The organism is Catenulispora pinistramenti, assembly GCF_018274385.1.
Classification (GTDB): domain Bacteria; phylum Actinomycetota; class Actinomycetes; order Streptomycetales; family Catenulisporaceae; genus Catenulispora; species Catenulispora pinistramenti.
In genome coordinates, this window is sequence record NZ_JAAFYZ010000091.1 from 1 (window position 1) to 13,563 (window position 13,563).

A 13,563-nucleotide genomic window follows, 5' to 3' on the forward strand; every position below is an offset into this window, starting at 1 on the left:
CCTTCGGGGTGGATGGTGACCGCGGTGGGGGCGGGGGAGGGCCAGAGCCAGGGCCAGAAGGAGGCTGAGACGGTCAGGCGGATGCGGTTGCCCTGGTCGAAGGCATGGCCGGTGGCGAACAGGGGGATGGTGACGTGGTAGGGCTGGCCGGGCTGGAGTGCTTCTGGCTCCTCGTGGCCGGTGCGGTGGGTCAGGTTCAGGGCGCCGGTGGTGACCAGGCGAGAGGCGCCGTCGGGGGTGACCTCGCAGAGGCGGACGGCCAGTTGGGCGCTCGGCTGGTCGGCGTCGACCAGGAGTTCGACGGCGGCCGGGCCGAGGATCTCCAGGCGTTCGGGGAGCGGGCACGAGGTGAAGGTGTGCGAGCGGCCGTCGTCCGCGCCCTGGTCGCCGGGGCGGCCGGCCAGGTCGCCGAACTGCAGGACGTTGCCGGCCGCGGAGCCGATCGCCAGGGGCGAGCGCAGGACGGCTTCGTCGCCGGTGGCGGTCAGGGAGCCGGCGGTGGGTTCGTGCAGGTGCAGGTGGCGGCCGATCAAACGACAAGAGTGCCGGTCCGCGTTTTCAGCGTTCCGCGGCGGCCAGGTCGGCTCGACCACCCAGCGTCCCGGTCGTTCGTCGAGGTCTGAGCCGAAGGGCGCCGGGTCCGGCATCCAAGCCCGCAGCGCGGGCAGTTCTTCATCCCGGTCCGCGTTTTCGCGGAGGAACCGGTCAAACCATTTCAAACATTCGCCGATGAAATCCATCGCCGGTCCGGGGCTCGCCTGGTGCGGATATGTATGGGCCCAGGGGCCGATCAGACCCTTGACCGGAGTGCCCAGCGGGGTGAGTTCGTCGAGCAGGCGGAACACCGCTCCGCGGTAGGGATCGGCCCAGCCGCCGACCACCAGCACCGCCGCTTTGATGCCCGAGGGATCCTCGATCACCGAGCCGTGCTTCCAGTAGTCGTCACGCCTTTGATGGGCCAGCCACGTGCCGATGTAGGACGGCGTCCGGTCCATCCGCCGAAACCACTCGGCGCGCCAGCCCGGGCCGACGACGTCCGGGTCCGGCGGCCGTGCGTTGTAGCAGAGCATCGTCGAGGCCCACGGCAGCGCCTCGGAGGCGACCAGCGATCCGCCCAGGTAGTGGACGTCGTCCGCGTAGCGGTCGTCGGTGGAGCAGACGGTGATAATGCATTTCAGTTGGGGCGGGGTCAGGGCCGCGACTTGCAAGCCATTGAAGCCGCCCCAGGACTTGCCGATCATCGCCACGCTGCCGTCGCACCACGGCTGCGCGGCCAGCCATTGCAGGATCTGCAGCGCGTCGTCCTGCTCGGTGGGGTGGTACTCGTCGAGCATGATGCCCTCGGAGTCGCCGCTGCCGCGGTTGTCGACCCGGACCGCCGCGTAGCCGGCCGCCGCGAAGGCCGCGTGCAGGGTCAGGTCGCGGGGCGCGGTGCCGTCGTTCTTCCGGTATGGGATGTATTCCATTACGGCCGGCTGTGGCTCCTCGGTGTCCGCCGGCAACCAAATCCGTGCCGACAGCCGTACGCCGTCGCGCATCGGGATCCACACATGACGCAGGACGCGGACCGGGTGGCTCATGCGTTCCAAAGTTCCACCCGGAAAGCGCACCGGCTTGCGAGCCTCACCCATTCGATGCTCGCTTTCTGTGACATTCGGTGCATGACGGACACCGAGCAGGGCGAGCACGACGAGCAGGAGACCGGCGGCGCACGCAAGCGGCCCTTCCCCAGCGCGATGACGGTCCTGGCGATCGTGACCGTCCTGGTGTGGATCGCGGCGTTCTTCATCCCCAGCGGGGAGTACCAGAAGAACGAGGCCGGCAATCCGGTCCAGGGCACCTACCACCGCATCTCCTCCCCGCTGTCCTTCGGCGGCCGACTCAGCAACCTGGCGATGTCGCCGGTCAACGGCCTGTACGGGCTCCTGGACGCGAAGAGCGGCCAGGTCTCCACCGAGAACGACGGCTCGCTCTACGGCAGCGTCGGCGTGTTCTTCTTCGTGCTGGCCATCGGCGCCTTCATCACCGTCCTGTTCGCCACCGGCGCGCTGGACACCGGCATCGGCCGGCTGGCGCACCGGCTCCGGGACCGCGGGGCGCTGCTGATCATCGCGATCATGGCGGTGTTCGCGCTGCTCGGCTCGGTCGAGGGCTGGTCGGAGGAGACGCTCGGCTTCTACGGCCTGATCGTGCCGTTGTCCCTGGCCCTGGGCTACGACCGGATGGTGGCCGTGGCCGCGATCCTGCTCAGCTCCGGCGTCGGCGTGCTGTGCTCGACGGTGAACCCGTTCGCCATCGGGGTCGCATCCGCGGCCGCCGGGATCTCCATCGGCGACGGCATCGTGCTGCGCGGGCTGATGCTGGTGGTGCTCACCGCGGTGACGATCGCCTTCGTGGTCCGCTACGCCTCACGGGTGCGCACCACCCCGGACCGTTCGGTGGTCGGCTTCCTGCCGGGCGACCACGATGTGGCGGCCGAATCGGCCGACGAGCCGGAGCCGCTGACCGGAACGCAGAAGGCCGCGCTGGCCGTGACCGGCCTGACCTTCGCGCTGATGATCTTCTCGGTGATCCCCTGGGCCTCGGTGATCACCGGCAAGTCGGACGCGGCCGCCTACTCCTGGCAGCTGGACTGGTCGTTCCCGCAGCTGGCCGCGATGTTCCTGCTGGGCGGCGTGGTGATCGGAGTGGTCGGGCGGATGAGCGAGGCCAAGCTGACCGGGACCATCATCTCCGGGGCCGCCGACTTCATCTCGCCGGCGCTGGTGGTGGCGCTGGCCCGGGGGATCACCGTGATCATGAACAACGCGAAGATCACCGACACCGTGCTGCACGCGCTGGAGGGCGCCGTGCACGGCACCACCTCGGCGGTCTTCTCGATCCTGGTGTTCGTCGTGAACCTGCCGCTGGCGTTCCTGATCCCGTCCACCTCGGGGCACGCGACCCTGGTGATGCCGATCATGGCGCCGCTGGCCGCGTTCGCCAACGTGCCGAAGTCGCTGGTGGTCACCGCGTGGTGCGTCTCCAACGGCTTCATGAACCTGTTCGTCCCGACCAGCGCGGTCATCATGGGCGGGCTGACGCTGGCCAAGGTCGGCTATGACAAGTACATCCGGTTCATCCTGCCGTACCTGGCTGTGATGTTCGTCTTGATCTGCGGCTTCCTGGCGGCCGGCGCGGCGATCGGTTAGCCGTGAAAGTTCTCACCCTAATGGGGTAATCCCCGTCGCTCGGGTAGCGTACGGTCCATGCTCGATCTCTTGCATGGCGCCGACGGGGTGGACCGCTTCGATCTGGCGGCGCTCCCCTGGTGGCGGATCTGCCGTGTCGACGCCGTCGCCCCGGGTCAGGGGCCGGTCCAGTCGTTCCTCGACGAGTTGTGCAAGGCGTTCGCCGACCAGGGCCACGAGGTGGGCCGGCCCATCTCGGTGTCCGGCGCCGGCAAGCGCGTCGAGCTCGACGTGCTGCTGGTGCACATACCCGTGCCGGCCGGTCCCGGATCGCTGCTGGACCGGGTGGTCGAGCAGTACCCGCCGCTGATGGTGAGCCTGCGGCGCACCGGCGACGTGCGCGGCGGGGTGCGGAACCTGGTCGGGGTCTTCGAAGTCGACGAACCGCTGGCCGGCGCCAAGCACCTGGAAGTGGTGCAGCTGGCCCGGGTGCTGATGGCCCGGGTCGGGGCGCCCAAGACGCTCTTCGTGTATCCGGATCCGGAGACCGGCGAGATCCTGGAAGCCACCCTGTGCACCATGGAGGGCGGCCACCCCTCGGTGACCACCGATGTGGTGCGCGACATCCGCGACCGGCTGGTCGCCGCCGCCTGTGCCACCGAGGTCAACGACCGGCTGGACCGGGTCCCGGACTCGGTGCCGACCGACTCCTTCGAGGCCGCGCTGTCCCCGCGGGTGCTGGTCACCGCCGGGCGCCGGATGGGCCGGCTCGGCCTGCTCCCCCCGCCGCACCGGGTCTCCGACTACGTGTCGGTCACCATGGCCGCCGCCTACCAGCGCTACCTCGGCATCAAGGGGTTCAGCGAGGGCATGATGTTCGTCTTCGACCCCGACCTGCAGGCGCTGGTGGTCACCGCGTCCGGCAGCTTCGAGGTCGACAAGCGGGACCTGCGGCCCGAGGACGTCGTGGTCGTGGACCACCAGCTGGACGGCGGCCGGCTGCGGCTGCTCGAAGTGGGTGGCGCGGGGCAGAAGGGCCCGTCGGTCGAGGCCTGGGAAGTGTGCTCGCTGATGGCCGCGGCTCCGAAGATCAAGGTGAGTAAGGACGCCGGCGGTATATGGCGCCCGGACCCGAACGGCACCGTCGAGGTGCCCTCGGTGCGCGGCGGCCTGCACGCGCACGTCGGGGTCGACGAGGCGGACGACACGCTGATCGAGAGCATCCCGCCGGACCGCGCCCTGTACCCCTACGGCTTCGGCTGTGGGACCGACCTGATGGTGGATGTCGCCGCCGCGACCGTGCGGCGCTCGCAGGCGATCAACGACGCCGCCGACTCCCGCTCCTACGTACGCTGGCAGATGCTCTACCACGGCGAGATGGCGCTGGAGCTGTGGACGCCCGACGTCCCCGACGAGCCGCTGACCGGCCTGCTGGACCTGTTCGACCCGGCCGGCCGCGCGGCGATAGCCTTCCGTACCGACCACGTCGACCAGCCGGTGTGACGATGAAGCAGACGTATGCCAGAGCCCTGGTGACCGGGGCGTCGTCCGGATTCGGCGAGCACTTCGCGCGGCAGCTGTCCGCCCGCGGCACGGCGCTGGTGCTGGTCGCGCGGCGCGGGGAGCGGCTGGCGAAGCTGGCCGCCGAACTGGGCACCGAGACCGAGGTCCTGCCCGCCGACCTGACCGACCCGGCCGGGCTGGCCGTGGTCGAGGAGCGCCTGCGGGACACCGCGAAGCCGGTCGACCTGCTGGTGAACAACGCCGGGGTGGGGCTGACCGGCGAGTTCGCCAAGATGCCGGTCGAGGGCCAGATCAACCACGTCGATCTGAACGTCACGGCCCTGCTGCGGCTCAGCCACGCCGCGTTGCCGCGGATGATCGAGGCCGGCCACGGCGGCATCCTCAACCTCTCCTCGCTGGCCGCCGTCTCGCCGACGCCGCGGGCCACGACCTACGGCGCCACCAAGGCGTTCGTGCTGGCGTTCAGCGAGAACCTGCACCGGGAGACCCGCCGCCGCGGCGTGCACGTCACAGCGCTGGTGGCCGGCCCCTCGCCGACGCCGCTCACCGACCACGGCTTCGAGAACCGGCTGCCCAAGCTGTTCTGGCAGTCGCCGGAGTCGATCGTCGCGCGCGGGCTGGCCGCGGTCGCGGCCGGCAAGCCGGTGCGGATCTCCAGCCGGGTGATGGCGCTGGCGACGGTCACCGGGTCCCGAATGCCCCGGTCGTTCCAGTACCTGCTGGGAGATCTGACGATCGGCTCCAAGTGACGCCGAACAACGCGTAGACCCGGGGCACCAGGTCGCCGCCGGCGAAGTTCTCCGGCGCCCCGCCCTGCGGGGTGACGGTGACCTCGTCGCAGCCGACCGGGTCCGCGTCCACCGTCGCCAGTCCCGGCAGCGTGATCCGGACCCGGGTGCCGTCGTCCATCGCGCAGTTCCGGGTTTCCGGGATCGGCGGTTGCAGGGCGTTGAGCAGATCCACGACCTTGTGGATGACCGCCGGATCGGTGCTCGTCTTCACGACCGCTTCGTCGGCGGGCAGCGGTTGACGCGGGTTCAGCTGGTTCGTGGTGACCACGGACACCGAGGTCGCGCCGGAGCCGAGCAGCGTCGACTGGTCCCGCAGCGGATTCCAGATGACCGAGGCGTCGAGCCGGATGACCGTCCGGCCGTCCGGGCCGCTCTGCGGCGTCACGATCAGCGAGCTCTGCGGGGTCGGGTAGGAGAAGGTCAGGAAGCTCGGTCCGACCGAGCCGCTGCCCGATCCCGACCACGATGATCCGGTCGGCGGGTGGGCCCGCACCCAGGCCAGTACCTGGTCCGGGGATTCCGGGCTGTAGTACCAGGCGACCGCCGTGGCCTGGGTCGCGGCGGCGGACCGCAGCGGCGGGCCCTGCAAACCGGACGGCACCGGATCGGGCCGGGTCGAAGCCTTGGTCGCGCCTGGCGGGAGTTGGAACGTGGTGACGATCCGGGCGGCCTCGCGCTCGGCTGCGACCTCGTGCGGATCGTTCGCCGAGGACAATGCCACCGGCGCCGCGGCCGATTCGCCACCGGGCGGCGCCGAGCCGGTCGCGGAGGCCGATGAGGCCTGAGCCCCGGCCGCCGCCCCGGCGGCGACGGCCACCGCCGCCAGTCCCATGCCGATCCAGCCTCGGGCCGGATGCCGTCGCTTCCCTGATTGGCCGGCGGGTCCGCCGGCGGATCCACGTCTGTCCATGAAACTTCGACGGGGCGCGCAGCCGATTGGTTGCACGCCCCGTCGAGATCCTTTTAGCCGGTTTGTCGCTGCCTTATTGCTGTCCGCCCAGACCGCCGATGAAGCCGCCGGTGAGGCCGCCGTCCTGGCCGCCCGGCTGGCCGCCGGGGCCGCCGGTGGTCTGGCCGGGCGGACCCGTCGTCGGCGGCGGCGTGGGCTGGGTCGGCGGCGGGATGTCGCCGGGCAGTTCCGGCATCGAGAAGCCGGGCACCGTGGTGCCGGCCAGCGCGCCGTTCATCGCCTCGCCCCAGATCGGCGCGGCCAGACAGCCGCCGCAGACCGCGGGGTAGTACTGGCCGTGGATCTTCACGTTCACCAGGCCCTTGTCCCCGGCCTTGGGCGAGACCTCGCCGACCCAGACCGCGGCGGCCAGGTTCGGGGTGTAGCCGTCGAACCAGGTCATCAGGCGGCTGTCGTTGGTACCGGTCTTACCGGCGGCCGGACCGGAGAAGTAGTCGCGGATCTTGGAGGCGGTGCCCTTGTCCACCACGCCCTGGAGCATTCCGGTCAGCTGGTCGGTCAGCGACGGGTCGATGGCCTGGTGGCAGTCGGGGGTGGCGACCGGGTACTGCTTGCCGGAGGTGTCCGTGATCGAGGCGATGGCCGTCGGCTTGCAGTACGTGCCGTGGGCGGCGAAGGTCGCGTAGGCGTTGGCCATCGCGATCGGCGTCACCTGGTTGGTGCCCAGGGTGAACGAACCGATCTGCTGGAGCCGCTTGCCGGTGCCGTCGTCGCTGTCGATGGTCAGGCCGGCGGCCGCGGCCAGCCGGGCCGGCTCGCAGATGCCGGTCTGCTCCTCGAGTTTGACGAAGTAGTTGTTGACCGAGTTCCACAACGCGCTGGTCATGGTCTGCGGACCCGCTTCCTGCTGGGTCTCGTCGGTCGGTTTCCAGGTCTTGTCCTGGGTGAAGCCCGCCGGGTTGTCGCAGACCGAGAACTTACTCTGGGTCTCGTCGATCTGGTACGGCAGGTCCTGGACGTACTGCGGGGTCAGCCCCTTCTCCAGCGCGGACATCGCGACGAAGGACTTGAAGGTCGAGCCGGCCTGGTACCCGTTGCCGCCGCCGTGCGCGGGGTCGGCGGCCAGGTTCAGATAGGTCTCACCCTCGCCGGTCCCCATGTTCCGGCTCTGCGCCATGGCCTTGATCTGGCCGGTGCCCGGCTGGATCATCGCGATCGCCGCGCCCGGCTGGTCGGTGGCCAGGACGTTGTCGTTGATCGCCTTCTGGGCGGCGGCCTCCGCCTTCGGGTCCATGGTGGTCTTGATGGTCAGGCCGCCGCGGTTGAAGAAGGCCGCGCGGTCGGCCTTGGTCTTTCCGTATATCGGGTCGTTCAGGATCTCCTGCTCGATGTACTCGCAGAAGAAGGCGGAACTGCCCGAGGCGTAGATGCACCCCGAGTGCTGCGGTTGCAGGTTCACGCCCAGCGGCATCGCCTTGTAGGCCGCGGCCTGCTGCGGGGTGATGTAGCGGACGGTCGGGTCGGCCATCCGGTCCAGCACCGTGTCGCGCCGGTCGGTGGCGGCGATCGGGTGTTCGGCCGGGTCGTAGGCGACCGGGTTCTTCAGCATCCCGATCAGGGTCGCGGCCTGCGGCACGGTGAGCTGGCTGGCGTGCACCCCGAACCAGCGCTCGGCGGCGGTCTCGATGCCGGAGATGTTCTCGGCGAACGGCACCAGGTTCAGGTAGCGCTCCAGGATCTCGTCCTTGGAGAACTTCTGCTCCACGGCGATCGCGTACTTCAGCTCGCGGATCTTGCGGGCCAGCGAGTCGCCGGTGGCGTCGGCGTACTTGGCCTTGTCGTTGCCGGCTTCCAGCACCAGGACGTTCTTCACGTACTGCTGCGCGATCGAGGACCCGCCCTGGTTCGACCCGCCCATGTCGGAGACGAACGCCCGCAGCGTGCCCTTGATGTCGATGCCGCCGTGCTGGAAGAACCGGGAGTCCTCGGTGGCCACCAGGGCCTGCCAGACGTTCGGGCTGATGGCGTTGAAGGGCACGATCACCCGGTTGCCGAAGTCGCCCCAGACGGTGGCGATCACCGAGCCGTCGGAGGCCAGGATCTGCGAGCGTTGCGGCAGGTCAGGGGTCTTCAGGTCGTCCGGGATGTCCTCGAAGTGGTCCGATGCGCTCTTGGCGGCCAGCCCCGCGGTGCCGACGAAGGGCAGTGCCATTCCGGCCACCAGCACGCCGGCCAGCGCACTGATCATCAACAGGCCGAACAGGGCGCGCAGGGGACCGCTGCCGCGGAAGGGCCGGGGCGGGTGCGAAGCCATGGGGGACAGACTACGACGTCAACCTCGGCCCTGGTGGGCCGGTGGCGGCGGCCGGGTGGTCGCGTCCGGCACCGGGTGGGTGCGGCATCTGCGGCGATCTAGTCACAAAGGACCATAGGAATTGAGTACATCGGGGACTGTTGCGCTCTCGGGATCTTCCGTATTGTGCTGATTGGCTGCCGAGAATGACCCTTCCACCAGCGCGGACGTGTTTCGGGCCCGACCTCCGGTCGGTCCGGGGGGCGACCGACGCCGGCCGGTACACCAGCAGCGTCCGGGTCCGCGGACGCCGACGGTGCGCGGTCGGTGGGGTTGGTAGGGGAAGGGCCGCTGTCGGCTCCGCCGTTGGGGGAGCTCGATCTTTGCGAGAGGACGGCACCGGCGATGAGCTGGGTAGAGGACTGGACCGTTGTGGCGGCGTGCCGCGGCATGGATCCGGATGAGCTGTTCGTGCAGGGAGCAGCTCAGAACCGGGCGAAGACCGTGTGCTCGGGGTGCCCGGTGCGCACCGAGTGCCTGGCCGACGCGCTGGACAACCGCGTCGAGTACGGGGTCTGGGGCGGGATGACCGAGCGGGAGCGCCGCGCGCTGCTCCGGCGACGCCCCGAGGTGCGCTCCTGGCGGCAGTTCCTGGAGGCCGCCAAGGAGCACTACGAGCGCAACGGAGCCGAGCGGAACGGAGGCGACCTCAACACGACCGAGGTCGACCCACGCTTCGCCACCGCGGCCGCGCAGGCCGCGATCCCGCGGCAGCGCAGTGAGGCCGGTTCGTTCGGCCGGGCCTGAGGAGCATCCGCAGACTCACTGGCAGTGATGATCGTGCGGGCCCTGACGGGCCCGCTCACCTCCTGCCCATCCTCAGCCGTCGGCGTTGAGGTATTCCAACTGGGCCCGTACCGACATCTCGGCCGCGAACCGCACCGCCGGGTCCACGTCGGCGTACACCCGGGCCACCACGTCGTCGGCGCTCCGGTCACCGGCCGCCAGCGCCGCCCGCACCTGGTCCAGCCGTTGTCGGCGGTGTTCGAGGTAGAACTCGACGACGCCCAGCGCGTCGGCCGGTACCGGGCCGTGCCCCGGCAGCACGGTCTGGACCTCGTGCGCGGCGGCCAGATCACGCAGCCGGCGCAGCGAGTCCAGGTAGTCCCCCAGCCGCCCGTCGGGATGGGCGACCACGGTCGTGCCCCGGCCCAGGATGGTGTCGCCGGTCAGCACCGCGCGGTCGTCGGGCAGGACGAAGCACAGGCTGTCGCCGCTGTGGCCCGGGGTGGCGACCACGTCCAGCCGCAGCCCGTCCATCGCCACCACATCGCCGCCGACCAGTCCTTCGTCCCCGAGCCGGAACCGCCGGTCCAGCGCGCGCACCGGGGCGCCGGTCAGCTCGGCCAGCCGCGGCGCGCCTTCGGAGTGGTCGAAGTGGCCGTGGGTGAGCAGGATCAGCCCGATCCGCAGGTCCCGTTCCTCGGCCGTGGCCAGGACCAGCCGCAGGTGCTCCTCGTCGAGCGGTCCCGGGTCGACGACCACGGCGCGGCCGGCTCCGGGCTCGGCGAGCAGCCAGGTGTTGGTGCCGTCCAGGGTCATCGGGTTCGCGTTCGAGGCCAGGATCAGCGTCGCGCGCTCGGTCCCGGCTTCCGGGTGGACTCCCGGCTTCATCAGGTCGGTCATCGTCGCCCCGCCGTCACAGTTCCCATTCCAGATGCCAGCTGCCGTCGTCGTGTTTCCGGACGGTGGCCATGATCGGCTTCAGCGGCCGGTCGGCCGCACTGGCGACCGCCTCCTCGGCGGTGCCGAAGCCGTGCACCTCGCGCAGCGTGGTGACGGTCGGCGGCAGCATCAGGGCCCGGCCCGCGATGTGGTCGTCAATAGCCTGTCGGGGCTGCATCCAGATGGTTGATTCGGTCTCCCCCGACACGTCCCGGGTCCGCTGGCCGGCCGGCAGCGCCGCGACGAAGAACGCGGTGTCGTAGCGCCGGGGCTCGAACTCCGGGGTGATCCAGCGGGACCAGCCGCCGAGCAGGTCGGTACGCAGCACCAGCGAGCGCTTGGCGAGGAACCCGGCCAGCGATGTTTCCCGTGAAACCAGGGCCCGCCGGTCGGCCTCCCAGCCCTCGTCGGTGGTGTCGGCGACCACGGAGTGCTCGTCGGCCCCGGCGAACAGCACCCCGGACTCCTCGAAGGTCTCCCGGACCGCCGCGCACAGCAGGGCTCTGGCCTCGGCCTCGTCGCTGCCGAACCGCCGGGCCCACTGCGCGGCCGACGGTCCGGCCCAGGCGATGTCGGCGTCCGCGTCGCGCGGGTCCACCCGGCCGCCGGGGAAGGCGTAGAAGCCGCCCGCGAAGGACATCGAGGCGGCCCGCTTGAGCAGGTAGACGTCCGGCGGGGTACCCGCGCCGTCACGGAGCAGCACCACCGTCGCGGCGTGTTTCGGGGAGACCGGGCTGAACTCGCCGCGCTCGTAGGCGGTGATCTGCGCTTCCCAGCCCTCCGGCACTGGCGCGCTGAGCCGGCTGCCGGTCGGGGCTATGTAGTCCCCGCCTTGCTGCGACATGCGTTTCCCTTCCTGCCCTGGTCCCCCGCCGCCGGTTCGGTTCAGATCTCGACGGTCAGCTCGACCTCGACCGGCGCGTCCAGCGGCAGCACCGCCACGCCGACCGCCGAGCGGGCGTGCCGGCCGGCCTCGCCGAACACCGCGCCGAGCAGCTCCGAGGCACCGTTGACGACCCCGGGCTGACCGGTGAAGTCCGGGGCGCTGGCCACGAACCCGACCACCTTCACGACCCGCTTGACCTTGGCCAGGTCGCCGATCTCGGACTTCACCGCGGCCAGCGCGTTCAGCGCGCAGCGCTGCGCCAGGGCCTTGGCGTCCTCCGGGCTGACCTCGGCGCCGACCTTGCCGACCATCGGCAGCGCGCCCTCGACCATCGGCAGCTGGCCGGAGGTGTAGACCAGGTTGCCGCTGCGCAGCACCGGGATGTAGGCCGCGACCGGGGCCGCCACCTCGGGCAGCTTCAGGCCGAGCTCGGTGAGCTTGTCTTCGGGGTGGGTCATGTCTTAGGACTCCGTCGTCTTCGGACGCTTCAGGTAGGCGACCAGCTGGTCCGGGTTCGGGCCGGGGACGACCTGGACCAGTTCCCAGCCGTCCTCTCCCCAGGTGTCGAGGATCTGCTTCGTCGCGTGGACGAGGAGCGGCACTGTCGCGTATTCCCAACGACTTCCAATTTGGCGCTGCGTCATGACGCAAGCCTAAGGGGCGGGCCAAGGGGTGGCGGTCAGTGGCTCGTATCGCCGGGGAGTTGCTTACCCGGGGCGTTCGTCATGAGACAGGAGACCTTGTCGTCGGGGCCCCAGCCGCTCGGCAGGTTCTTGTCGGTCCACAGGTTCTCGCTCGGGATCAGGGCGAAGTAGCTGTACTGGCTGCCCTTCGGATCCGTCCAAGCCGCCGTCATCTGCCGGTCGGCCCAGCACATCTGCCGGGCCATCGCGGTCAGCTGGGCCACACCCGGATAGGGAACATCCGGGCTGTCGCTCGTGGCGTCGTTGTTGTCGTACGGAGGGTTGATCATGTCTGTCTGGTAGTACAGCTCGACATCATGCGGCCCCGAACAGTCGTTGCTGTTCTGGTAGGTCGGTGTGCCCGGGGCGAACGGCGGGCCGCTCATGCATGTGGCCTGGCTGTTCAGGGCCAGGTTCGGGAAGTCGGCTCCCACCCCGCCGAGGCTGTACACCGTCACCGCGTTCCAGGGCCCGGCGTCGGCCTTCTGCGCCTGCTTCTTGCCCGAACTCGATCCCGTGTCGTACCCGGCGAAGCCCGCGACCGCCCCGGTGACCAGCACCGCCGCCGCGAACGTCCCGGCGATCCGGGCCCAGGACCGCTTCGCCGGAGGACTCACGGCTATGCCTGCCGCCGTCCCGTCCGCCGGCGGCGGTCCGCCGATGCTCATCGTCGCCGTGGGTGCCCCGCTGGCCGGCATCACCATCGTGCCCTGCGGCACGGACTTGGTGCTGTCCGCGGCCACGGCGTCCAGCAGGGTCCGTACCTGCGGCGCGGTCAGCCGGCCCTCCGGCGAGGTGGCGAGCATCCCGGAGATGGCGGCGGCCAGCGGGCCCTGCACGTTCGTCAGGTACGGCACCTCGTTCAGCACCGCGCCGAACGTCGCGGCCGTGGTGTCGCGCTCGAAGGCGGGCTTGCCCTCGATCGCGAAGTACAGCACCGCGCCGAGCGACCACAGGTCCGAGGCCGCGCTGGCCTCCTGGCCGGACAGCCGCTCCGGGGCCAGGTAGGCCGGGGAGCCGATGACCGCGCCGGTCTTGGTGAGCGTCGGGTCGTCCACGGCCTGGGCGATGCCGAAGTCGGTGAGCTTGGCCCGGCCGTTGTGGCCGACCATGATGTTCGACGGCTTCACGTCGCGGTGCACGATCCCGGCGCCGTGCGCGGCCTCCAGCGCGGAGAGCACCTGGCGTCCGATGTCGGCCACGGCGCGCGGGGACAGCGGGCCCGAGCGGCGGACCAGCTGGGCCAGGGTCGGCGCCTCGACCAGCTCCATGACGATGAACACGGAGCCGTTGTCGTGGACCACGTCGTAGACGGTCACCACGGCCGGGTCGTTCAGCCGGCCGGCGGTGCGGGCCTCGCGCAGGATGCGCTGCTCGAATTCGGCCCGCTCGGAGGTGGTGACCCCGTCGGCGAGGCGCATCTCCTTCACCGCCACCGGCCGGGCGATGATCCGGTCCTCGGCCCGCCACACCACGCCCATGCCGCCCCGGCCGAGCTCCGTGCGCAGAATGTAACGCTCTGCGATCACCCGCTCCGGTGGCGCCAGTTGCTCGGTGTCGACGTCGTCGCTCATCTGTGGG

12 protein-coding genes are annotated in these 13,563 nt (G+C 70.6%); 4 read left to right on the forward strand and 8 right to left on the reverse strand.

Annotated elements, in window-relative coordinates; translation table 11 throughout:
- On the reverse strand, positions 1 to 1,580 hold a 1,580-nt coding region (locus tag KGQ19_RS24720; protein ID WP_212012169.1), incomplete at its 3' end, for a CocE/NonD family hydrolase.
- Between the two features lie 81 nt (positions 1,581 to 1,661).
- On the opposite strand from KGQ19_RS24720, the gene KGQ19_RS24725 reads away from it, so the two are divergent.
- The 3 genes from KGQ19_RS24725 to KGQ19_RS24735 are packed head-to-tail and all read left to right on the forward strand — an operon-like array spanning position 1,662 to position 5,443.
- Positions 1,662 to 3,191 carry a YfcC family protein gene (locus tag KGQ19_RS24725; protein WP_212012177.1) on the forward strand — a complete coding sequence of 510 codons (1,530 nt, stop codon included), beginning with the start codon at positions 1,662 to 1,664 and terminating at the stop codon, positions 3,189 to 3,191.
- Positions 3,192 to 3,248: 57 nt separating this feature from the next.
- Positions 3,249 to 4,673, forward strand: coding sequence for a hypothetical protein (locus KGQ19_RS24730; protein ID WP_212012179.1), 1,425 nt, complete (start codon positions 3,249 to 3,251; stop codon positions 4,671 to 4,673).
- Positions 4,674 to 4,675: 2 nt separating this feature from the next.
- The gene (locus tag KGQ19_RS24735; protein WP_212012181.1) at positions 4,676 to 5,443 is read left to right on the forward strand and encodes an SDR family NAD(P)-dependent oxidoreductase; all 768 of its coding nucleotides are present in this window, start codon (positions 4,676 to 4,678) and stop codon (positions 5,441 to 5,443) included.
- On the opposite strand, the gene KGQ19_RS24740 is transcribed toward KGQ19_RS24735, so the two are convergent.
- Positions 5,376 to 6,317, reverse strand: a complete 942-nt coding sequence (locus KGQ19_RS24740; protein ID WP_212012183.1) for a hypothetical protein — start codon at positions 6,315 to 6,317, stop codon at positions 5,376 to 5,378. The genes KGQ19_RS24735 and KGQ19_RS24740 overlap by 68 nt on opposite strands.
- Positions 6,318 to 6,468: 151 nt before the next feature.
- The gene (locus tag KGQ19_RS24745; protein WP_212012185.1) at positions 6,469 to 8,709 is read right to left on the reverse strand and encodes a transglycosylase domain-containing protein; all 2,241 of its coding nucleotides are present in this window, start codon (positions 8,707 to 8,709) and stop codon (positions 6,469 to 6,471) included.
- 384 nt (positions 8,710 to 9,093) lie between these two features.
- Between KGQ19_RS24745 and KGQ19_RS52050 the strand changes: the two genes are divergently transcribed.
- Positions 9,094 to 9,495, forward strand: coding sequence for a WhiB family transcriptional regulator (locus KGQ19_RS52050; RefSeq protein ID WP_212012187.1), 402 nt, complete (start codon positions 9,094 to 9,096; stop codon positions 9,493 to 9,495).
- 72 nt (positions 9,496 to 9,567) lie between these two features.
- On the opposite strand, the gene KGQ19_RS24755 is transcribed toward KGQ19_RS52050, so the two are convergent.
- The 5 genes from KGQ19_RS24755 to KGQ19_RS24775 are packed head-to-tail and all read right to left on the reverse strand — an operon-like array spanning position 9,568 to position 13,556.
- A complete protein-coding gene (locus KGQ19_RS24755; RefSeq protein ID WP_230419352.1) occupies positions 9,568 to 10,374 on the reverse strand; it encodes an MBL fold metallo-hydrolase in 807 nt (268 codons plus the stop codon).
- 13 nt (positions 10,375 to 10,387) lie between these two features.
- The gene (locus KGQ19_RS24760) at positions 10,388 to 11,257 is read right to left on the reverse strand and encodes an NUDIX hydrolase (RefSeq protein ID WP_212012189.1); all 870 of its coding nucleotides are present in this window, start codon (positions 11,255 to 11,257) and stop codon (positions 10,388 to 10,390) included.
- Between the two features lie 41 nt (positions 11,258 to 11,298).
- Positions 11,299 to 11,757 carry a RidA family protein gene (locus tag KGQ19_RS24765; protein WP_212012191.1) on the reverse strand — a complete coding sequence of 153 codons (459 nt, stop codon included), beginning with the start codon at positions 11,755 to 11,757 and terminating at the stop codon, positions 11,299 to 11,301.
- Between the two features lie 3 nt (positions 11,758 to 11,760).
- A complete protein-coding gene (gene sp36 / locus KGQ19_RS24770) occupies positions 11,761 to 11,943 on the reverse strand; it encodes a Sp36 family protein (RefSeq protein ID WP_212012193.1) in 183 nt (60 codons plus the stop codon).
- 35 nt (positions 11,944 to 11,978) lie between these two features.
- A complete protein-coding gene (locus KGQ19_RS24775) occupies positions 11,979 to 13,556 on the reverse strand; it encodes a serine/threonine-protein kinase (RefSeq protein WP_212012195.1) in 1,578 nt (525 codons plus the stop codon).
- Positions 13,557 to 13,563 lie beyond the last annotated feature (7 nt).